Consider the following 23,321-nt stretch of genomic DNA (forward strand, 5'->3'; position numbering starts at 1 on the left):
TAAAAAAGCGCCTGTACGTAAAAACGTATCAGGCGCTTTTTTGTTGTTTGCGTTTTAATTGAGCGAGTAGTTTTACTGCTCTTTTTTGTCATCACTCTTTAAGCGAACGTAGGTTTTGAACTTCTTTTTCATCAGTTTATCTACGTACTGTGTCATTTTCACTTTTTGCGATATCGCGTCGTCTAACGCGTCTACAAGCTCAGCTAACATATCAAGATAATATTTAGTATCGCGTATTACATTACCTTTAGGTGTCATCACCGTTTTGCTTTCAGGGCTGTCTGCGAAGCCCATATGCTCGGTCACTTCCGCGCCAGTTTTATCTGGCTCAAACATTTCCGCTTTAACTTCTTCTATGACTTCATCGACAGCTTCAGCTGAAAATGTATCTAGCTCTTCAAGAAAGCCGTAAAGCATGACGCGGTCCATAAGGGTATTAATTTTGCGCGGTACCCCACGTGTGAACAAGTGAATACGCTCGTGCGCTTCATCACTGAACAATTGCGAACCGTTCCAACCTGCATGATGTAAACGGTAGTCAATGTATTCCTTACACTCTTCAAGTGTCAGTGGCGCAAGATGGCATGAAGCCACGATGCGTTGTCGGAATTGCTCCATATTTGGCGCGCGTAATATTGGCTGTAACTCTTCTTGGCCCAACAAAAAGCTCTGAATAAGCGGCTTTCCGTTAAGCTGAAAATTACTTAGCATCCGCAATTCTTCAATTGTTTCCAGAGGTAAGTTTTGCGCCTCATCAACAAGCAATAACGCTCTGCGCCCTGCTCTATTCAGGTCATACAGGAATATCTCTAGTGCCTTGAGAATATCTGCTTTTGAGCGTCCTTCAGTGGCGATATCAAACTTTGCTGCCACCATTTTTACTAACTCATCAGGTGATAGCTTAGGTGTCACGATTTGTGCTGCGGCAATATCGTCTTCTATCTCTTCAAGCAGGCTATTTGCTATAGTCGTCTTACCGGTACCAATACCACCTGTAATAACTATGAATCCTTCAGCTTGCGACAGGCCGTACTGCAAATAAGACATGGCTCGTTTGTGCCACTTACTGGCGAAGAAGAAGGCAGGATCTGGGGTTAACTGGAACGGTTTCGAGTTAAGTCCGTAATAACTTTCGTACATGCAAAATTACCGTTGAATATCGTGTTTAAAAAGCGCGCAGCTATAGTACCCAACAACACGCTTATATCGAAGTGTTAAATGTGCGCAGAAGATGATTTTACATCATTCACCGCTTATCGAAGTTTGTTTTGCGTAATGCGCTCAATGATACCGGTAGTAGAAACGCCATCTTCAAAGGATAACACCTCGACACGACCACCATTAGCCATCACTTCTTTACCACCAGCGATGTCTTCTACTTTGTAATCGCCGCCTTTCACAAGGACATCGGGAAGTAATCGTGCAATTAAACGCTGAGGCGTGTCTTCTTCAAACGGGACTACCCAATCAACCGCACTTAGCCCAGCTAAGACAGCCATACGACGATTAACATTGTTTACCGGACGACCAGGGCCTTTCAACGCCGTAACAGAGGCATCGGTGTTTACCGCCACAATCAGCCTATCACCCAGCTGCGCCGCTTCCTCTAGGTAAGACACATGACCGGAATGTAATATATCAAAACACCCATTGGTCATTACAATTCGTTCGCCACGGGCTTTAGCTGCTTTTAGCGCTATAGCCAGTTGGTCTTCTGTCATAACCCCACCGTCTAGATGCACAGACTGCTCGCCTAGTGCAAGAGCAAGCTCAGTGTTAGACACCGTTGACGTGCCAAGCTTACCCACAACCACACTAGCCGCTAGGTTAGCCAACACACAAGCAGCCTGTAGTGGAAGGTCACACGCCATAGCCACTGATAAGGTTGATACTACCGTGTCGCCAGCACCAGTCACGTCGTAAACTTCTTTGGCCTTTGCAGGTAGATGAAATTCAGTATTTTCACTTTCAAATAGCGTCATACCGTCTTCTGAACGGGTTACAAGCAGCGCATCTAACGCTAAGTCAGCTTTTAATGTGTTGGCTTTTTCAACTAAGCTTTTCTCTGAATCAACGTCACCAACAATTCCGCGTAATTCATCCATATTTGGCGTAATAAGCGTAGCGCCAGCGTACTTAGAAAAATCACTGCCTTTGGGATCAACCACTACGCGCTTACCTTTTGCTCTTGCACGTGCAATCAGTGTTTGAGGGTTACTCAAGCACCCCTTGGCGTAGTCACTCAAAATCACAACATCAACATCATCTAAGGCATTGTCAAAAGCCTTTTCTAAGTCTTGCTTATTGGCATCAGCAAAACTCTTTTCAAAATCGAGTCTAAGCAGTTGTTGGTTACGACTCATAACACGCAATTTGGTAATTGTGTCAAAACCTGGAACGGCGAAGAATTGGCAATTGATATCGTAGGTTTGTAAACGCTCTTTTAATATGCGGGCATTTTCATCATTACCGCACATGCCCAACAAGGTTACCTGAGCGCCTAAGGTTGCCACATTTACCGCAACATTTGCAGCTCCACCGGCTCGATCTTCAGCACTATTCACATTGACCACAGGCACAGGTGCCTCGGGCGATATACGTCCGGTGCCACCACTCCAATAACGATCTAACATTAGGTCGCCAACAATAAGCACTTTTGCTTTTGTAAAATCTGGTAATATCATGCTGAAAATAACTTATAAGACAGTGAGTACATTGGCACAGAGTATAACAGCCAACAAGGGCAATACCCACAGTAGCGACGTAAATAACCCTTGGTATCTTTACCTAATCGAGAACAAGTTAGGTCAGCTTTACACTGGCATTACCACCGACCCAATTCGGCGAATTGCACAACACCGCGGTGAGAAAAAAGGCGGCGCAAAAGCCCTAAAGGGAAAAGCACCACTAGAGTTTCGCGCTGTTTTTAAGGTAGAGGGTAAATCTCAGGCGGCTAAGCTTGAAGTACAAGTAAAGCGCTTTAGTCGGTCGCAAAAAAACAAGGTCATCGAGCAAGGTGTACTCAATGACCTAGTATGTATTAAAGAACAGTTTAGCTGAGTAACTAGAGGGTTCTTTGCAGAATAACGGTTAGCCGCCTAATACTGCATTGATAATCATTGCATTGCCGATACTTAAGGTAAAACCAAGCGCGGCGACGCCGACATTATGCTGTTGGTCAACTTCTTGGCGATAGTTCATACCAAACAAAATAATTTTCTTACTTACCAACACAAGAATGTGCAGTGCCACCGCCATACAAACACTCACAATCAGCCAACCAGTAACATTACTCACATACCCCGATGGACTGTAAATCAAAAGGTTCTTCGCAGCAGACACTATCATAGCAGTACCCAATAAATTCCCCGTGTGTTCTATTGCTAACGCCAGTTGGCCTTTTTCTAGCGCACCTTGAAAAGAATCGTTTTGGTTGTCTTTAGCATACCTAAATTCCAAAATACGCGTCATGACGAGCAACATAGTGAGAACCACTGAGAAGCCTGTGACAATAGCGATGAGCGCATTCATGTCACTGCCGTCGACCCAAAGCATGATATTTCGTAGTACGATGGCACTTGCCACCAAACTGGCAGCGTCTACTAGCGCAACACTTACACTGCGCTCGGCAATCATTTCATGGGTATCTATTTTGTTAAGTACTAACTTATCGTGCGCGAATCGGCCTAGTTTCACGAGTAATATACCCACTACACCAAACGTAACCATGCCAATTGCCGCTTCTTTAAAGCCCTGCCCTACATGTCTACCTACAACAGAGCTCAGCACAATACAAAGCGATAACATGCCACCGGCAATACTTATTCCAAACGCGAAATTGTCCTTAACGCCTAGCTCTTCAGTAACAGAGTACTCGCGTACTGCCCCCGTCACCCATTTCATGATCATCAATAGTACTAGTGCTATGCCTACATCCATTGCAAGATAGATCAATAATTCTTCCGATAGAGGTACTAGTTTTACCAAGGCTTCCACGTTATCTTTGCTCCCTGAACTCTTTTTATAGTTCGTGTGTATTCGATTAGGGCCTGCTTGCCCATGCAAGGCTACCAATAAGTAATAAGCGAGTATTATGCCAATAGACGACGAAAATAGCATGACAAACCGAGAACACAGCGAAAAGTTGTGGCAGCAATTGTTGTCATCACCGCATTCAACCGAGCAGAGCAATGCAGCCATTGAAGCCCATAAAACAACATTAATTACGGCATTTTCTCGCTCGTCTTTTCTCGCTGACACACTCACAAAATGCCCTGATGCACTAACAACCATCATGCAAGCGCCCCCCACAAAAGCGCATTTTTCTTTCTATAAAGGGCTGTTAGCAGAAGCGTTGGACGAGGTTTCTAATGAAGACCAATTGATGTCATGTTTGCGTAACATTCGCAATCAACAGATGGCATGCATTACCTTTCACGATGTACTAAACAAACAGTCAATTGAAGACTCGTTGCATCAAGTGTCAGCACTAGCAGATGCTCTGATTTGCTCAGCTTACCAATGGTTATACGACAATCTTATAAATCGTTACGGAAAACCCACGTGTGATAGCGGTGAGATGCACATGTATATTCTTGGCATGGGCAAGCTAGGTGGTAAAGAACTCAACTTTTCTTCTGATATCGATCTCATTTTTGCCTACCCTGAAAAAGGGGAAACCCAGGGAGGGCGGAAATCTATAGAGCACCAACAGTTCTTTACCAAGCTAGCCCAAAAGCTCATTCAAGCCCTTAACAAGGTTACCAATGATGGACAAGTCTACCGCGTTGACATGCGCTTGCGCCCCTTCGGTGACTCTGGTCCATTAGTCATGCATTTTGCTGCGCTGGAAGACTATTACCAAGATCAAGGTCGACATTGGGAGCGCTTTGCAATGGTGAAAGCACGTATAGTGAATGACGATAACTCTGACAATGCGAAATGGCTAAAAAGTATTCTTCATCCTTTTACGTTCAGACGTTACTTAGACTTCACTACGCTTGACGCACTTCGCAATATGAAAAAGCTTATTGCCACTGAAATTCGCCGTCGTCGTTTAAGCAACAACATCAAATTGGGCGCAGGCGGCATTAGAGAAGTGGAATTCTTTGCGCAAAGCTTTCAGCTTATACACGGTGGCAGAGAGCCTTCTCTTCAAAGTAAGTCATTACTTACTACGCTTTGTGCGCTTCATGAGATTGGAATTATTGAGCAATCAGTAACTCAGCAGTTAACCAACGACTATTTGTTTTTACGTAAAGTCGAACACACCCTTCAACAATGTGAAGATAAACAAACGCAAACACTTCCAGATTCGCTCTGGCAGCAAAACGCGTTGACTGACGTCATGAATTTTGAACGCTATGAGGATTTTTTAAAATCATTAGAAGCTACCATGGCGCGGATCCATGGTCATTTTAATGAGCTAGTCGAGGAGTCGCAAGAAACCCATGACGAAGAAGATACACTCTTTTCTGCTTGCCAAGACGCATGGCGTCTTTCACTTCAAGAAGAAGAGTTTCGTGATGCATTTTGCAACCATTTATCCAACATTGAAATAAGCGGTATTTTTGGCGCCTTATCTGACTTTAAAGAAAAACAACGTCACTACCGCATGGGGCAAAAAGGTGAAGACACCCTAAATAAACTGCTTCCTGAAATTTTATATGTGTTGGTAAATCAACACCCAACTAATGCAATCTATGTGTTACACCGAATACTAGGTGTGATTGAGGCCATAACAGGTAGAACAACATACCTTGACTTACTACTTGAAAACCCTGACGTATTGCGACAATTAGTCCGTTTGTGTGAACGCAGTGAATGGATAGCACAGGAAATTAAGCGCTTTCCATTATTGCTCGATGAGTTACTCACGCCGCTCTATTTAGGCCAACAAAATACCGACATTGTCACCAGCAAACGTGAATACGAGCTAGAACTTAGAGAAACCATGCTGCGCATTGAACAAGACGATGTTGAAATGCTGATGGATGCATGGCGACAGTTTAAGCTTTGTCAGCAGCTGCGTATTGCGGCTAGTGATATTAGTGATTCTTTGCCCATCAACAATGTGAGCGATAAATTAACAGTTTTAGCCGAAGTTATTCTAGACAATGTAGTTAACGCTGCATGGATACAGATGCAGGCCCGTTTCGGGATCCCCAGCCACTTAGAAGGTGCTGACAAAGGGTTTGCTGTCGTTGGTTATGGCAAGCTTGGCGGCTATGAGCTTGGCTATGGCTCTGACCTTGATTTAGTGTTCTTGCACAATGCGCCTAGAGGTAGCACAACAAATGGCACTAAATCGATTGAGTCACAACAGTTTTATATCAAACTTGCACAACGCATTATGCATCTGCTCAACACCAAAACCTTATTTGGGCAGTTGTACGAAACCGATTTGCGGCTGCGGCCGTCTGGTAACGCAGGGCTGTTGTGTTGCCATATTGATGGCTTTGAGAAATACCAAAAAGAAGAAGCGTGGACGTGGGAGCATCAAGCACTAGTAAGAGCTCGCGCTATATGTGGCGATGCATCTTTACTTGAAGCGTTTAAGCATGTGCGAAAGGCAATATTGTGCCAAAAAAGAGATGTCGCTACCCTTGCTGAAGATGTGTGTAAAATGCGCATAAAAATGCGCGAGCATTTACTGAATAATAGCGATGATAAAGTTGACTTGAAACAGTGTGAAGGCGGCATTACCGATATCGAGTTTATGGCGCAATACTGGGTTTTAGCCCATGCGCATCAGTTAGACGCACTTACTGTATACCCTGACAACTTGCGTATCTTTGATGCTGCAGCATCGGGAAACCTAATTAAACAAGAAACGGCAAACGAACTGCAAAATGCCTACTTAGCATTGCGTGAGCAATACCATCATCTTACGCTGGCTGACACTAAATTTGCAGATCAAACAGAAGAGCTTGAAGTCATTCGAGAACGTGTAACAACACAATACAACGCATTATTTGGGAAGTGTGGTACATCGTAGTACCACACTTAACAGATTACAGCGGTTAATTTACCCTCTAACAATTTCACAATTAGTGGTTAGAAACTCAGTTTCATTCGCCGTCACCACTAACGAGCGCTGACGGGCACATAAGTACGCTTTGACTTCACCCTCAAAACTACCATCAATGGCACTGGCAATTTTAGCCAATGAACCAGACACAGTATTGTCCAATTGGAATTGATATTTAATGACAAAGTCTTGCTCTAGGTTCCAAATCAGTTGCATACCTTCCGCTTGGGCGTATTGTGAAATGGCTTCTCTTAAGGTGTTACCTTCCTTAAAGGTGCGATACTTATGCTCGCCAGTCCAGTTCTTTTCCACTGGACGAGTTTGGCTAGACATTTGCGCAAGCTTGCTATCTAAATTTGGATCCACACCAGCGATATCAAGAACAAAGTCCCCCTGCTCTTCTTCCACAGGGTCAGTCGCTGACATTCTAAAGTCTCGGTAAAAATCGCTGAGTCCACGGGAAATGGATTTTTCCTCAATTTGCGACTCTGGCACAGCGCTTTGTTCTCTATTTTGTAGAACAAAGATTAGTACTCCTGCAATAACGACAAGTGCTACAGCAAGCCCTATTTGTTTTGCCCAAAATGATGAACTTGAGTAACCTGTTTGTGCCATAATTCCTTTTTACCTACTGCTTTATTAGTGACATTTCATATTTTTTATATCAAATAATGGTGTAACACATTACGTGTAGAACATCGCTTTATTCAACTTATATTCTTTTATTTTAGTCTAAGTAGTGTGGTTAACCCATTAGCCTATTTATCTAAATTTGCCACTGTAAAGGCCAAAATCAAACAGAACGCCCAATACCAGCCAAATCAAAGACATCACCAATGAATGTGCAAAGACGCTTTAATCATAAAGTGATGTAGGATTGTGTGGAGGTCTTGTTTTAAATCGTTTGTGCATCCAAAGATAGCTTTCGGGCTGCTCTTTCACTGCCGCATCAATATGCACATTTAACATGGCAAGCGCTTCTCTATCTTCCATTTCACCAAGACCGTGAAGTGGTGGATAAATCTTAATTTTGTAACCACGCTTAGTATATTGGGATGTAATGATCATAGGCTCACTGTTACTGCGGCGAATAAACATCAATGTCGCCGTAGTTGTTGCTGTTTCCTCAACACCACCAAATGGCACAAATATACTTTGTTTAGGTCCGTAATCTTGGTCAGGTAAATACAAACACAATTCTCGCTCATCTAATGCAGCCAACAGCGCCTTGGCATTGCGCTTGTCTATCATATATTTATTTGAACGATTGCGACCGTGATATTGAAGGTAATCAACTAACGGATTGTTATGCTTTCTGTAAAACGCGATGCTCGGGTGAAAAAAGCCAATCCCGCGACATGCAAATTCAAGGTTCATATTGTGAAGTGCCATACCAAACACCCCTTTCCCTCTAGCAAAGGCTGCTTCAACATGTTCGGTGCCTTCTATCTCGATAGCTCGCTTTACGCGCCACGAAGGCCACCACCAGCCCATAGCCGTCTCAAATAGGGCCATTCCCGTGCGGCGCACGTTTTCTTTAAATAGAGCTTCGACTTCTTTCTCGCTAAGTGCCGGGTTCCACAAGGCTAGGTTTTTTTTCGCGACTTTTGCTCGCTTAGGTACAATGAGTGCTATCAAGCGCCCAGTACCTGCACCAATGCGTCTTATCACGGGTAGTGGAAGCCACGTAATAAGATACAAAATAAATACACCCAGCCACACTGGCCAAAATTTAGGCCCTAGGAAGGCGAGTTTAAATTGAGGAGCTTTGATTGCCGCTGCCAATGTCGATTTCCTTACAATAAACGAAGCGAGTATTGTAACAGAAGGAATTTTTTGCGGCTATGTGGTGCAAGTCAGGATACGGTGAGCACCGAGTGAAAATAAGATAAAAGCGCGCTGGCGCGCGCTTAGTAGGCTTTATCGATTTGCTTTAGTTTTTTCTCGAATGCTTCGTATTGTTCTTTAGTGTCATAATCAAAATGATATTGATTGTGAAAACCAAATTGTAACTTAACTGTGGCATCTTCAATAAACAAGGTATAGCCATCGTGGTCAGTAAACGCAGTTATACCCATCAAATGGTATTGCTCGTTTTCTTTTGCGCCGTTTTGACGAATCTTATCGAATACTTGAAGAAGAAACTTGCTGTCGAGTTCGTTTTTCATAATTAATCCGTTGTTATTTAGTTATGTTTGATACACACAACACCAATAGTTGGATTTGCTTTTAGAAAAAATATGTTCGCCAAACGGTGGGCGTATTGACTAATTCACGGCAAAGGATTTACCACGCCTCTACACCACTCGCTTTAAAAGTTATACCTGAATCCCAAGTTAAGAACATGAGCGGAAAAATCGTCTTTCCCACCAAAATACGAATATTCAAAACGCAACATGGATTGGTTACCTACGTAGTAGTCGAAGCCAAGCCCTACCAATCCAGCAATAACATCATCGTCGTATCCACAAACCAATACATCGTCACCGCATGCACCGCTATTAATCGACGCTTGTTCAATATCGATGTTAGCCACACCAATTTTGTAAAAAAGCTCACCTTGTTGACTACTTGCTTTCCCTAATAAGGCAACATAAGGTCCCTTGCTAGACAGTATTTGTTCGTCAGTATCGACATCAATAAGCGATACGTAACCACCCTCTACATACCACTGCCTATGAAATTGATATCCAATAGCTGCTGAATAGCTGACGTCACTTTCGCTGTCCACTTCGGTATCAACATTTCCATAGCCAATATTAACTACACCGTAACCGTTCGCTGAAGCATTTGTCGAAAACATTGCTGTTGCTGCTAGCACACTTAAACCGGCCGCTTTCATCAGTGGACTAAGACACTTAATCATTAACTTAACTCTCCTTGAAGTTGACTCACAACTATAAAAGAGAACCTGTGGAAATCAACTTGAATGCGCACAATTTTAGGCAGCACGTAATTAACAAATGTTAAAACGGCGCAATATTGAACAACTGTTTGAATTATTTGTAACAGCCCCTGTCAAAATAAATGATTAAACACATGAATATTAATTAATTTTTACAAAATTTGATCTTTTTCGAATCTGGTGTAGTATTAATACACACAACTGGTCAGATGAGCGGATGAGTTATTATGAGTATCAGAACTAGCTTAAAGAAAGTATTACCCCCAATTTCAATCACAGAACAAGAAGCCCTAGATGCGGGTGACGTGTGGATTGAATCTTCTATTTATCAGGGTAAGCCTGACATGCAGGCACTACGCGATATCCCTCAGGCAAAACTGAGCGCAGAAGAACAAGCATTCATGGACGGTCCAGTAACAGAATTACTGAACATGGTCGATGATTTCGAACTAGGTAACGGCAAGCACATTCCTCAGGAAATTCTTGATTTCCTAGGTAAGAACCGTTTCTTCTCAATGATCATTCCAAAGAAATTTGGTGGTCTTGAATTTAGCCCATATGCAAACTCGACTATTGTTGCAACGATTGCAGCAAAAAGCGGTGCGATTGCGGTAACCGTAATGGTTCCAAACTCGTTAGGCCCAGGCGAGCTACTAATGCACTATGGTACTAACGAGCAACAAGATTACTGGCTGCCTCGTCTTGCTGATGGTCGCGATATTCCATGCTTCGCGCTAACAAGCCCAGAAGCAGGTTCAGACGCAGGTGCTATTCCTGACGCAGCTATCGTAACGAAAGGCGAGTACAACGGTGAAGAAGTACTTGGTCTGCGCGTAAGCTGGGACAAGCGTTACATCACGCTTGCACCAATTGCGACAGTTCTTGGTCTTGCCTTTAAAGTATTCGACCCAGACCAACTTCTAGGTGACAAGTTAGAGCTAGGTATTACTTGTGCTCTTCTACCTAAGTCACACCCTGGTGTTGAGCTTGGTAACCGTCACGATCCTATGGGCGTACGTTTCTACAATGGTACAACTCGTGGTCAAGACGTATTCATTCCAATGGATTTCATCATTGGTGGGCAGAAGAACATCGGTCGCGGTTGGCAGATGCTAGTTAGCTGTCTTGGTGCAGGTCGTGGTATTTCACTTCCAGCAATGGGCGTGGCAACAGCACAGTCAGCATTTAAAGGTACGGTTGAATATTCATTTGTACGTGAGCAATTTGGTCTTCCAATTGGTCGCTTCGAAGGTATTCAAGAGAAAATGGCAGACATCGCTGGTAAGACATTCTTACTAGAAGCGATGCGTGTATTAACTACTGAAGGTCTTGGTCTAGGTGTTAAGCCATCTGTTGTAACGGCTATCGCGAAATATCACATGACTGAACTAGGTCGTGATGTAATGAACTCTGCAATGGATATCCAAGCAGGTAAAGCGATTCAACGCGGCCCACAAAACACGTTAGCCGGCGGTTACGCAGCATTGCCTATCGCCATTACGGTAGAAGGTGCAAACATTCTAACGCGTAACCTTATGATCTTTGGTCAAGGTGCTATGCGTTGTCACCCTTACCTAAAAGACATGGTTGACCTAATTCACAGCAACGAAAGTTCTGCGGATAAAGAGTTCAACAAAGTGCTTCGTAAAACTGTAGGTTTCAGTGTGAAGAACGCGTTCCGTAGCTTCGGTAAGGCATACCTTCCGTTCCTACGCGGCAGCGAGTCTGCTCTTCCAGAAGTACGTAAGTACGAGAAGCGCGTTAACAGCATCTCTGCGAAACTAGCACCTCTTGCTGATTTGTCACTTGCGGTACTTGGTGGTGACTTGAAGAAAGCTGAGCTTCTATCTGCACGTTTAGGTGACGTAATGAGCTACCTTTACGGCGCAATGGCTGCAATTCGTTTCTACGAGCAGCGCATCGAAGATAGAAAACTTGCTCTACCGTACTTTGAGTATGCAATGCAGTGGTCACTACAACAAGCTGATCAGGCAATTGTTAATTTCATCAACAATTTCCCGAATACAGCAACACGCGGTTTAATGCGTCTGCTAACAAACACGTACTCTAACAGTGTTGCTGGTATCAGCGATGATCTAGTGCGTGAGCTGTCAATTGCATCTATGCAAGACAACAGTGTTAAGGCACAGCTAACGCACCTTGTGCGCGTAAGCCCAGGTGACGGTAACGACATTAACGAGCAGGCGTTTAAAGCCAAGCACGCAGTTGCTCACCTTCTTGGTAAAGTGCAAAAAGCACTGCGCAAAGAGCCGGTTGTACCGTTTATCTCTTTCGAGCATGCGCTTAACAAGCTTCAAGAAAAAGGTGTAGTTAATGCCGATGAAGCAGCTAAGCTTCACGACTACAACGAAAAACGCAAACTTGCGGTTCGTGTAGACGAATACACGTTTGACATGGAACTTGTTCCAGCGTCACAAACGCTTAAAGCGATTGATGGCGGTCAAAACGCAGCCTAAGCAGCGTTAGTAACCCAAAGCCCTGGCAATAGCCGGGGCTTTTTTTTACCTGAATTAAATTTAACTTCTTATCGCACCACTTCATTAGACAATACCTCAACTATAGTCTAACTTTTATTGCGATATCCCATAGCTGCAAACATGCGTATTTTTCGAGTTTCAAGGATGTAAGAGTGAGAATTGCGTTTACTTTTCTGTTAGCAATAACATTGTTTTCTATTGGACTTTGTGTTTCAGCAAACGAAGACCGCTTTATTATTGGTTATGTCAGTCACCCCAGAGTACTAAACCATTACAAACCATTTATGGAGCAGGTGTATGCCGATATTGGTATAACTGCCGAATTTGTTGAAGTGGGTGGAGAGCGGGGTTTACGCCTGCTAGAAGAAGGAATGACTGATGCCGATGTTATTCGCTACGACGTTGTTGCTACGCCTTCAAACAATATCATAGCGATTGAACCGCCTTTCTCACAGGGTGCCTCTTTCTTGTTGTGCATTCGCAATGCACCGTGTCACAGCGACATCATTAATGACGCCAGTAATGCCATAGCGGTAACAACTCGTTTTTTTTCTAACATGGGTAAACCCAAGGCCAGTATTGCGGCTAACATTTTCGAGTTTGATGATTTCAATCATGTTTTAGAACTGCTTGTGAATGGTCGTTTTAATTACGCCATTCTGCCCAGCGACTTTACACAAAATGCTATTTTCGAAAAGCAAGGCATTGAGTTTTTGCCCATTGTTGAGCATAAATTGGTACATGTTATAAACAAGAAGCACGCATATCTTTATAGTGCATTGTCAAATGCAATCGCCAATCGCATAAATCAGGATGGAAACGAATAGCGTTTTACTTTTTCACCTGCCTTATCTTATGGGAATCGTGAGCATTACCATAAAAAAACGCCCGCGCTAGGCGGACGTTTTCAATCATTTAGAAGAGTGAGTTCACACTCTACACTGGGTATTAATCAAACATATATTTAAGTGATAATACTGTTGTACGTCCGTTCAGTGGGCGGGCACGTACATAGCTACCAACGGCCGCAGAACCCTCTTCAGACTCGGTAATAATGAACTCATCTGTCGCATTATTTACGTTAAGCGAAACCGAAAATTGATCGTTCACCCAGTAAGTAGCGAATAGATTAACTAAATTATAGCCTTCCTGCTTAAGGTCATTGTTGTCTTGTACGTAGTACTCTGTGGAACCTTGTAATGATGCGCCTACAGACCACGTATCAGTGACATACTCAGGCGTTATGGTCCAAATCCAGTCAGCCTGACGACGAGGCGTATTCCCTTCGAGCGCAGGGTTGTTCACGTCATCGCTAATTTCAGCGTCTGTCCATGTCAGGTTACCAGATACAACAAAGTTATCAGTTGCATTCCAACGACCTTCAAGTTCAAGACCTGTCGCTTCGTATTCGCGCATAAACGTAAGGCCACTGGTGACCTCTGCTTGCGTGTCCTCAGTGACAGTATCAAACAAGGTAGCGTTTACCATTAAGTCTTTAGTGCCGTACTTATAGCCAATTTCAAGCTGCTTAGTGGTGTCATAACCTGATGTTGTGTTTGTTAGACTACCGTCAGCATTTAGCGTACCGCCAATTTGTAGTAAGCGGTCAGCAATCGCTCGCCCACCTTTTGAGTAGCGCGCGAAAAATGTTTGACTGTCACTTAGCAAATATGAGCCACCAAAAGAGTAAGATGTATTATTGGCTGAGTAATCGACAATCTGTGACGCCGCACCAGCGCGGTTGAGATTGATTACACCACCGCGAATAAAGCCACTATTCGTTGCAGACGCGTCTTCAATTTGCTCTATTACGCCGTTACCGTTAAGGTCGAAATCGGCGTTACCGCCACAGCACGAACTGATCAATTCACCAGACGCTTCTGTTGTGTCATGACGTACCGATGCATCAATAATGATGTTGTCAGACAATTCAAAACCAACATTCATATAAGGCGCTTTAGTGACGTAGTTTAAGTCCCACTCCCATGACAAGAAGCTCGCCGACAGTAAACCATCAGACACTAATTCAACACCATCAGCGTCTGTAATATTTAGAAGCTGAGAGTTGTCTCCGTCTAACGTCTGAATGAAAGTTTGCCAGCTTGACCAGCTAGTGGCGATATCTTGATTCGAATAGTAATAACCTACCGTTAGGTTAACACCGTTGTCGAACTCTTTACGCAAGCTGAAATCATTAATCATATTACCAAGGTCATTGATGCGCGTGTCAAACTGCAGATTAGTAAAAGCTTGACCTGTGTAGACATCTCCAGCACCTGGGCCATTTGCTAACGTCACTGTCGTGCTGTCGCAGTTAAGCGCATTACCATCGCCGTCTGTCGCGCCTGAACATAATGCAGATGCAAAGTTAGACACATCCCCCGGGCCTGCTGGGAAGCCATCAGTGAAAGGCGCAATGAAACCGCCTGAGATATCAGAGATGCGGAATTTGTTTAAAAGAAACAGATTTTCAGCGACTTCTAAATCAACTTCCACGCCAAATGAACTTACTTTTGATTCTATGCCATCGCGAACGTCACGATTTTCTGGGTTACCGTAGCTATCAAACGTTGAGATATTTGTGTTGTACGCAGAGTTAAGCGCCTGTGAGCTAGCATCGTACCCAGGTACTGGACCATATTCACCGTCACCTTTCACCAAAACAGGTGAAGGTAGATAGGTAGACACTTTGTCATCAAGATTTTTGTAATAAAAACGAATGTGACCTTTGTCGAGCATTTTGGTGATATTAAATTTCACCTGGCCGCCTTGGTCGCCGTTATAACCTGTTTCACGAGGCCCTTCTCCGCCGCGAGCAAATCCAGCAATGTGATAATACAAATCATCGCTGATTTCACCACCATAGCGAAAATCTAGGCGAAACTCTTCATAGTCAACGCCAAATGAAGTGCCGATTGCACCACCACCAATCTGGCCGGTGTTACTAATCATGTTGATAACGCCACCAGGTGAGTTACTTGCGAAGGTAGAAGCAGAACCACCGCGCACTGCTTCTACATTTGCCACAGACCAGTCGTAGCGTAGGAAGTTATCAGCGTTACCAAAGTTAATATCACCATATTCTAAAACCGGCAGACCGTCTTCGTGAATTTGTAAGAATTTAGAACCACCGGTTGCTAGCGGAATACCGCGAATTGTGATGTTGGCATTACCGCCGCCACCTGAGGATTCTGCGCGAATACCAGGAAGCGCGCGGAATACTTCCGCCGTAGAACGAGGTGCTAGCTTGACGATATCATCTTCGTCAAATGCACTGACTGAAACACTAGCTTCTTGCATAGTTGTACCGCCAGGTGTCGCGGTAACAACAATTTGTTCGTATTTCTCTTTGCTGCTTGTGTCTTCTGAAACCGCTTCTTGAGCAACTACAGAATTCGTTAGAGCCGCGCAAACAGCCAAGGTTATTGTGTTTAATGTGTGTTTTTTATTCATGTCTTCTCCAGCGGTTTAGGTTGGCGCCGTTAAATACAAATTCGTGTGTGATGGTAGACCAAGAAAAACTTAATCGTTTAAGAATCTATATCATAGAAAATTATTTGTAAACATTCTGTGAAATAAAAAACAGTAAAAAATATCAATAAAAATCATATTTAACTAAGTCTTAACAAATTTTTTTTTGCTAATGGAACTAGAAGACAAATTATGAGAAAAACACATAATCGATTAAGATGAAAAGTACTAGATAAAATAATCTAAGCCATTAGTCACTAAATAATGAGATGAAGTGTGGGGATTTGTGATATATGAACAAAGTAATATGGCTCGATGCTTCGCGGGTATAAAATCGCGGGTATAAATTTACTCTGCTAGCCTTATAAGGTATATAAGATAGTGTGACATGCTCATACGCTTTATAGACTATCTAGAGCCGTGTGACGTCGCTTATTTGCTCAAAGTAGATTAGGTAATCCAACCATTGCAGCTTGAACAAAACACGATATCTACAACAGAAATAAAACGCGATACTGCCAACATGCTTGTTGGCAACAGTTTTGTCGGTTTGTTAATGACCATATTTGCGTTTTCTGGCTTAGTGTTCTTTTTTGAAACAGATAATGAATCGCTAGTTTTGTTAAAACACAAAGTGTGGCTAGTGATGATGATAGTGTGCTTGCTGCGCTTCATCGATGCCTGCTACTGGCGTTTTGGTTTGGCAAATAAATCTTTCGCTCCCGACGCCGTCATAAAGCGTTTTTCTGTCGGTGTTTGTCTTACCGCAAGCGTATGGGCCTTCTATTCGGTAGTTTTCTATCCCTCCATGGGCGCAGTAGAACTCTCCGCCACCATGGTAATACTGTCAGCAATGTCAGGTGGTGCTGGTACAGTGCTTTCACCAAGCAAGCGTTTGGTTTCCTTTTATTGCACCGCGCTCCTTGTACCTATGTCGATGTGTGTGTTAGCTGACGAGTCTGGAGAGTTTTTTATTCTCGGTGTGCTCGGCTTAGTATTTTGGATAGGTATATTCCTTAGTGCTTCTCGCTACAACCGCTTCTTTGTAAATACGCTTTATCTAAAAGAAAACAACGAGAAGCTGTTAGCACAAATGCGCGTCGAACGAAGCGAAACCGAAAAGGTCAATCAGTTACTCATTGCCACCAATGAAAAACTCGACGCATCTAACGCCAATCTTGAAGCAGAAGTTGAGCGTCGTACTGAAGACTTATTTAGGCTATCAAATCGAGACCCTCTTACTAATTTACTTAATCGCAACGGTTTTCTTAAACACCTCAATAATTTGCTAGACACTACAAAAGTGCTTAATAACTCGCTTGCCATTTTGTTTATCGATCTGGACGGCTTTAAACAAGTCAACGACAGCTTAGGCCACAAAGTTGGCGATATAGTGCTGGCAGAAATAGCCGCTAGGCTTCGCAACTATAGTGAGAAAAATCATTTAGCGCGCTGGGGTGGCGACGAATTTGTCGCCGTTATCCCCTATGCAACAGTAGACACAGCAAAGGCCGTAGCGCATGCAATGCGAAGCGGCGTTACTATTCCCATCATGGCGAACGACAATCAAGTTACGCTTGATGCGACCATCGGGATTGCCATGTATCCAGAGCATGGCGATAGTGCGGTTGACCTTATTCAACAGGCCGATCTCACAATGTACGATCAAAAGCGTAAACAACGTGGGTCAGTTGGGGTGTTTAATGAACTGTTGCATGCAGAAATTAAGCGTGATCAACGGCTATGCGAACGTTTACGTTGTGCGATAGATAACGGCGAACTCAGCGTCTTCTATCAACCTATCATCGACGTTAAATCTGATAAAGTGTCATCTGTAGAAGCCCTACTCAGATGGAAGTGCGATGATGAAATGATCACGCCTGATGTTTTCATTCCTCTTGCTGAAAGAAGCGGGCTAATGCCTGAGATTGGGGCTTGGGTGCTCAACCGAGCGCTTATCGACTTGTCACACTGGCAGTTTGCTGAAAGTTTGTGTATGTCAGTTAACGTATCAATCACTCAACTTCTTGATGATGGCTTTGTTAAAGTACTCGATAGCGCACTAAACACAACTTCAATAGCGCCACAACGCCTGTATTTAGAAGTAACGGAAAGCGTGTTTGCCAATAATGCGGAATTGGTTACTCAGCGGCTACATGATCTTGTTGACCGCGACGTAAAGATATCAATTGATGATTTTGGTACGGGATACTCTTCACTCCACCGTTTACAATCAATGCCTTTTGACTTTATAAAAATTGATCGTTCATTTGTACAGAATACCTCAGAAGAGAGTGATACCATAATAAGAGCGACACTGTTGATGGCACGAGAGTTTCGTTGTAAGACTATTGCAGAAGGTATCGAAACTGATGCGCAACGAGTCCACCTTGCAGACCTAGGTACAGACTATTTACAAGGTTATTACTACGCAAAACCCATGAGTGCCAGCGACTTTATTTCTTGGTATAACAAAAACTATTAGAGCCTCTCAACCATGGCACAACTTTATTTTTATTACTCTGCAATGAACGCAGGTAAATCCACATCACTCCTTCAATCTGCATACAACTACCGTGAACGCGGCATGCACTCTGTAATATATACCGCGGCATTAGACGATAGATACGGGGTGGGTAAAGTGACTTCTCGTATTGGCCTTCAGGCTGACGCCAAACTTTATGCAAAAGGTGATGACCTATTCGCTTCGATAAACAACGACCACAATACACGCAAGTTAGACTGCATATTCATTGACGAAGCTCAGTTCTTAACGAAAGAACAAGTTCGACAATTGGTTGATGTAGTTGATGAGCTAAAAGTCCCCGTTTTGGCTTATGGGCTTAGAACCGATTTCCTTGGCGAAACCTTCGAAGGAAGTCATTACCTCCTTGCGTGGGCTGATAAATTATCTGAGCTTAAAACCGTATGTCATTGTGGTAGGAAAGCCAGTTTTGTTGTGCGCCTAGACGAAAACGGCAATGCCGTTAAAGGTGGCGATCAAGTCCAGATTGGTGGCAATGACACCTATGAGTCCATGTGTCGAAAGCACTTCAAAAGTCTAGTCTGGGATTAAATTCTTGCTATCGCGTGGCGCTTTTATGAACTTAGCGCTACGCTTATGTCACAAATGGCGCAAGTTCACTAAAAGCGCAGCACCGATCTCTTATCTCCCCATTTTGCATGCCTCTATAAAAATGCATTAAGTAAATATTATATGACCGCGCTGTCAGATCTAATAATCAAACACATTTTTTAACTTAATCAATTAAGAAAATTCTTGCCAACGTGTATTTTTCGGACTATTGTTAAGAGGTTGTAAAACAAAAAACCTGCATTTAACACACTTTTAGCAAGGTAAAGCATATGAAGCACACTGGAAAATTCAAACCTGCGGTTATTGCATTATCAATTACTGCAGCGCTCCACGGTCACGTTGCATTAGCACAAGAAACGCCAGACGAAGACAACTTAGAAGTAATTCAAGTGTCAGGGATTCGCGGTTCACTCATGCGTGCCCAAGCAGTTAAAATGGACAACGACTCAATTGTTGAAGCTATCTCAGCGGAAGATATTGGTAAGTTACCCGATTCTTCAATTGCCGAATCGCTTGCTCGCCTCCCGGGCTTATCTGGTGAACGCGTAGGTGGCCGTACATCTGGTATTTCAGTTCGTGGTTTCAAAGAAGACTTTACCGGCACATCACTTAACGGCCGTGAATTAATTGGTATTGGTGACAACCGCGGCGTTGAATACGACCTTTACCCTGCGGAAATCATGACAGGTGCCACAATTTACAAAACCTCTGATGCAACGCTATTAGTACAAGGAATTGGTGGTACCGTTGATCTTCAAACAGTCCGTCCACTGTCTGCGCAAGAAACCCTCACAGTAACGGGTGTATACGAACTTGGCGGCAACGACTCAGACAACCCTGAATTTGATAATACGGGTAATCGTTTTGCACTTTCTTTTGTTGAAAAGTTTGCTGACGATACCATGGGCTTAGCACTTGCCATTGCGTCTACCGAGTCACCGCGTAACGAAAGAAAGTACGGTGTATGGGGTTATGGCGAAAATGATGACGGCCAAGTATTGCCATTTGGTCTTGATACACAAGCTATTAGCCGCGTACTTGAGCGCGACACGGTGTCTGCAATATTCCAGTGGCGTCCCACCGATAGACTCGACATTGTCGTTGACGCTCTTGATATCGATTATTCAGATTCTGGCGTAATCCGTGGTTTCATCGAACCATTCGCCGCTGCGAATGTTACGGGCAGTGGTGTTAATAATACAGGTACTCAAATTAACGCGAATCCGGTTTTGCGTACCGACCCAGCACAAAAAGACGGTGAGTTACAAACTTTCGGTTTAAATATTCGTTACGACATTAACGACGAGTGGTCGATGACACTTGACGTTGCTGATAGCGAGTCGAGCAAGCGTGACCTACGTGGTGAGTCCTATGCGGGCCTTGCTCGTTCAGGCGCGCTAAGCAATGATGAACTTGGTTCTCGACAGTTCCAAATGAGTGCTGATGGTATTTTCTTTACCGATAGCACAGGCCTTGACGCCTTTTCCGATCCTGCGCTACTGCAGCTAGCGGGCCCACAAGTATGGGGTGGCGGTATGGCAAACATTGCAGATCAATTTGCTACCAATGAACTTCAGGCCAATGGCGACCCCTATAGCTACTTTAATGCGCAAGACGGCTTCCTTAACTTTGCTGACTTTGAAGAAGAGTTAACAACCGCGCGCTTTGAAGTGACTGGTTTTGTAGATTGGAGTATTTTTAACACCTTTACCGCAGGTGTGAACTACAGTGATCGCTTTAAATCAAAGGACAACAAAGGATTCTTTGCAACGGCTTCTTCTTATCCATTCTCCGAATCAATTCCTTCACAGTACCTCTACAACGGATTAGCTGATCTTACATGGGCGGGTCTAGGCTATGTGGTTGCCTATGATGGATTTGCACCATACAACGATGGTGAATATACCCTAAACGATGCAGGTCTTCTGGAGCCAGATAGACTAGGCGACTCATACACGGTAGATGAAGAAGTAGTCACTTTATACGCTCAGTTAGATTTTGAAACCGAAGTAAGCGGATTTAACGTTAAAGGTAATGTCGGTGCGCAATATGTTCAAACCGATCAAAGCTCTACAGGTTTTATCGGTATTGTGGGCGATAACTTCGCGGTTTGTGATGACGATGGCAACCAGGTTGTAGATGCCGATTGTATTATTAATGATGGCGATGACTACTCACACTTCTTACCAAGCTTGAATGTGAGTGTTGAGTTGACCGAAAACCGCTACTTGCGTTTCGGTGCATCGAAAACAATTAGCCGTGCGCGAATTGACCAGATGAAAGCTTCTGGGTTTGTGAAGTTCGACCAAAATATTGAGCTAATTGCTACACCAAATACACAAGCAGCTGTAGAAGAGTATGGTTCACCTTGGTCGAAGTTTACTGGTAACCCAACACTTCAACCTCTAGAAGCTAATAACTTCGATTTGTCGTTTGAAAATTACTTTGAAGATGAAGGCTATATATCCATTGCCCTCTTCTACAAAGACTTAGTTAACTGGACCCGTGACGGAAACCAGCTAATAGACTTCACCAATGATGAAACGAACGGCGGTGCTAACTACTTCATTCCAGGTTTCCACGACCGTGTCATTGATGTTGATGGTAACTACGGACCAGAAGATACACCATATCAAGCTGGTGATCTTGTTACACCACCTGACTTAGGTTTCTATTCATTCTTCGAAGATGGTCTTGAAGGCAGTATGAAAGGTGTGGAGCTAACCGCGAATATTCCACTTCGTATGCTGACTGATTCGCTAGACGGATTTGGTATTGCTGCTTCTGCAACTATTCTTGATGCTGAGCTAGAAGATGGAACGGCAATTCCTGGTCAATCTGATAACACATACAGTATTACGGCTTACTACGAAATGAATGGTTTTGAAGTAAGGGTGGCTGCAACAGACCGTTCGGAATTTTTGACCTACCAACGTGGTGGCTCGAACAAAATTGAAGCCGCAACACGTGATGCTGTTACTCAGGTAGATGCTCAAATCAGCTACGACTTTGCACAAAGTGGTATTGAATATCTGGAAGGCTTACGTATTGCGCTTCAAGGTGTAAACCTGACCGATGAAAAAGAAGAGACAATTGACGGAAACGGCATTGTTACCTTGCGTCGAGAATTCGGCCCATCTTACATGCTAAACCTAAACTACTCTTTCTACTAACCTTACAGTGCGCCGTCCTTGACGGCGCATTGCTTTTTCCTAGCCAGTCGTTATACCGTTTCGCCGTATCTCACTTCAAACGGCAATACTGTTTTATCTTGAATTTGCTCAAGTAACGCATCGGCAGCTTTAATGCCTTTTTCTATACTTGATTGGCATACCGTAGTTAGGCTAGGACGCGCTCGCTCCGCTTCCTCAATTCCGTCAAACCCAGTTATTCTCAACTCTTCTGGTACCTTAATACCCATTTCCAGTGCCATATGTAATAGCTCAAGTGCAATAATATCACTCATACACAACACTACGTTAGGGCGTGGAGAACTCGTCAGCACCTCTTTCGCAGCTTGACGGGCAAAGCTTCGCTCACTCTCTGGCAAATGCCAAATACGCTCGCGACTAATTGCCACTTGCTTTTCATCTGCAGCTCGCAAATAACCATCTAAACGTCTATGAGAAATAGAAGAATCTACGCCGATAATAGGATTATCGTAGATACGGCAAGTAGAAGGTGAGTCGATTAGACGCAAACCAAATATCGCCACGTTATCGCCTTTTTGTAAGGCGTGTTGCGCCACTTGATAAGCGGCTTCTTCATTGTCTATGTTGATAGAAGGCTTACCTTCAATATCAAAGTCTACCGTGACAACAGGTTTAACCGACACTGACAATTCGTCAACAAGCTTTACGTTACGTGGTTGACCGTAACAGATAAATCCATCGACAAAATCGACAACATCAAGAAGACTATCAGAGTCGCCAGCGTAAAGTAAAAGGTGTTTACCCTGCTCTCTTAATGCCGTGGAGACTCCTTTAATAAACGTACTTGCGACAGGGTCGCTGACCATATAGGAAATACTATCGGCTAGCACCAATGCAACTATATTTGACGTCCCTTTTCTTAAGATTTGCGCCGCCTTATTTGGGCCGCTATAACCAATCTTTTTACATTGTTCTAGAATTTCTTCACGTTTCGCCTTTGACAACTGATCGGGGCGGTTAAATGCATTTGAAATGGTTGCTGTAGACACACCAAGCTGATGTGCCACATCTTTTAGGGTTAATTTTGTTTTGTTCATTATTATTAGCTCTTGTCACGAACGCTAACGTCTGTCGTGTCCTGTTACTACATAAGAACTATAACATTATC

The 23,321-nt window shown here is 43.6% G+C and carries 16 protein-coding genes; 7 read left to right on the top strand and 9 right to left on the bottom strand.

Going from position 1 to position 23,321, the window contains the following annotated elements; translation table 11 throughout:
• Positions 1–72: 72 nt before the first annotated feature.
• Both OZ660_RS13990 and hldE read right to left on the bottom strand, forming a co-directional pair.
• Positions 73–1,140: an XrtA/PEP-CTERM system-associated ATPase gene (locus OZ660_RS13990; protein WP_202262110.1), complete on the bottom strand. Its 1,068-nt coding sequence runs from the start codon at positions 1,138–1,140 to the stop codon at positions 73–75.
• A gap of 113 nt (positions 1,141–1,253) precedes the next feature.
• On the bottom strand, positions 1,254–2,684 hold the full coding sequence (gene hldE, locus OZ660_RS13995; RefSeq protein ID WP_274741319.1) for a bifunctional D-glycero-beta-D-manno-heptose-7-phosphate kinase/D-glycero-beta-D-manno-heptose 1-phosphate adenylyltransferase HldE: 1,431 nt from the start codon (positions 2,682–2,684) through the stop codon (positions 1,254–1,256).
• On the opposite strand from hldE, the gene OZ660_RS14000 reads away from it, so the two are divergent.
• Positions 2,683–3,060 (top strand): GIY-YIG nuclease family protein, encoded by a 378-nt coding sequence (locus OZ660_RS14000; protein ID WP_342455323.1) that lies wholly within the window; start codon positions 2,683–2,685, stop codon positions 3,058–3,060. The two genes, hldE and OZ660_RS14000, sit on opposite strands and share 2 nt — an antisense overlap.
• A gap of 30 nt (positions 3,061–3,090) precedes the next feature.
• On the opposite strand, the gene OZ660_RS14005 is transcribed toward OZ660_RS14000, so the two are convergent.
• Positions 3,091–3,996, bottom strand: coding sequence for a DUF350 domain-containing protein (locus OZ660_RS14005; RefSeq protein ID WP_226433017.1), 906 nt, complete (start codon positions 3,994–3,996; stop codon positions 3,091–3,093).
• Positions 3,997–4,093: 97 nt separating this feature from the next.
• Here OZ660_RS14005 and glnE point away from each other — a divergent pair, with 97 nt between their 5' ends.
• On the top strand, positions 4,094–6,997 hold the full coding sequence (gene glnE, locus OZ660_RS14010) for a bifunctional [glutamate--ammonia ligase]-adenylyl-L-tyrosine phosphorylase/[glutamate--ammonia-ligase] adenylyltransferase (RefSeq protein ID WP_274741320.1): 2,904 nt from the start codon (positions 4,094–4,096) through the stop codon (positions 6,995–6,997).
• Between the two features lie 30 nt (positions 6,998–7,027).
• Here glnE and OZ660_RS14015 read toward each other — a convergent pair whose 3' ends face one another.
• The 4 genes from OZ660_RS14015 to OZ660_RS14030 all read right to left on the bottom strand — a co-directional run bounded on the left by OZ660_RS14015 (position 7,028) and on the right by OZ660_RS14030 (position 9,896).
• Positions 7,028–7,645 (bottom strand): TcpQ domain-containing protein, encoded by a 618-nt coding sequence (locus OZ660_RS14015; protein WP_202262114.1) that lies wholly within the window; start codon positions 7,643–7,645, stop codon positions 7,028–7,030.
• A 240-nt stretch (positions 7,646–7,885) separates the two neighbouring features.
• Complete coding sequence (gene lpxL, locus OZ660_RS14020) at positions 7,886–8,815, bottom strand: LpxL/LpxP family Kdo(2)-lipid IV(A) lauroyl/palmitoleoyl acyltransferase (protein ID WP_274741321.1); 930 nt, start codon at positions 8,813–8,815, stop codon at positions 7,886–7,888.
• A 125-nt stretch (positions 8,816–8,940) separates the two neighbouring features.
• Positions 8,941–9,198: a DUF3081 domain-containing protein gene (locus OZ660_RS14025; RefSeq protein WP_159627118.1), complete on the bottom strand. Its 258-nt coding sequence runs from the start codon at positions 9,196–9,198 to the stop codon at positions 8,941–8,943.
• Positions 9,199–9,341: 143 nt separating this feature from the next.
• Positions 9,342–9,896 (bottom strand): outer membrane beta-barrel protein, encoded by a 555-nt coding sequence (locus OZ660_RS14030; RefSeq protein WP_274741322.1) that lies wholly within the window; start codon positions 9,894–9,896, stop codon positions 9,342–9,344.
• 266 nt (positions 9,897–10,162) lie between these two features.
• Between OZ660_RS14030 and OZ660_RS14035 the strand changes: the two genes are divergently transcribed.
• On the top strand, positions 10,163–12,412 hold the full coding sequence (locus OZ660_RS14035; protein ID WP_159627123.1) for an acyl-CoA dehydrogenase: 2,250 nt from the start codon (positions 10,163–10,165) through the stop codon (positions 12,410–12,412).
• Between the two features lie 173 nt (positions 12,413–12,585).
• A complete protein-coding gene (locus tag OZ660_RS14040) occupies positions 12,586–13,260 on the top strand; it encodes a hypothetical protein (protein ID WP_274741323.1) in 675 nt (224 codons plus the stop codon).
• 121 nt (positions 13,261–13,381) lie between these two features.
• Here the strand turns inward: OZ660_RS14040 and OZ660_RS14045 are convergent, their stop codons facing one another.
• Positions 13,382–15,886 (bottom strand): TonB-dependent receptor, encoded by a 2,505-nt coding sequence (locus OZ660_RS14045; RefSeq protein WP_274741324.1) that lies wholly within the window; start codon positions 15,884–15,886, stop codon positions 13,382–13,384.
• A 484-nt stretch (positions 15,887–16,370) separates the two neighbouring features.
• Here OZ660_RS14045 and OZ660_RS14050 point away from each other — a divergent pair, with 484 nt between their 5' ends.
• The 3 genes from OZ660_RS14050 (at position 16,371) to OZ660_RS14060 (ending at position 22,174) form a co-directional block, all read left to right on the top strand.
• Positions 16,371–18,389 carry a putative bifunctional diguanylate cyclase/phosphodiesterase gene (locus tag OZ660_RS14050; RefSeq protein ID WP_274741325.1) on the top strand — a complete coding sequence of 673 codons (2,019 nt, stop codon included), beginning with the start codon at positions 16,371–16,373 and terminating at the stop codon, positions 18,387–18,389.
• A gap of 12 nt (positions 18,390–18,401) precedes the next feature.
• Positions 18,402–18,980 (top strand): thymidine kinase, encoded by a 579-nt coding sequence (locus OZ660_RS14055; RefSeq protein ID WP_202262119.1) that lies wholly within the window; start codon positions 18,402–18,404, stop codon positions 18,978–18,980.
• A gap of 290 nt (positions 18,981–19,270) precedes the next feature.
• Entirely contained in the window at positions 19,271–22,174 is a 2,904-nt protein-coding gene (locus OZ660_RS14060) for a TonB-dependent receptor (protein WP_274741326.1), read from the top strand.
• Positions 22,175–22,224: 50 nt separating this feature from the next.
• Here the strand turns inward: OZ660_RS14060 and OZ660_RS14065 are convergent, their stop codons facing one another.
• Complete coding sequence (locus OZ660_RS14065; RefSeq protein WP_274741327.1) at positions 22,225–23,250, bottom strand: LacI family DNA-binding transcriptional regulator; 1,026 nt, start codon at positions 23,248–23,250, stop codon at positions 22,225–22,227.
• Positions 23,251–23,321 lie beyond the last annotated feature (71 nt).

This window comes from Alteromonas sp. 009811495, assembly GCF_028865455.1.
In the GTDB taxonomy this organism is placed as follows: Bacteria; Pseudomonadota; Gammaproteobacteria; order Enterobacterales; family Alteromonadaceae; genus Alteromonas.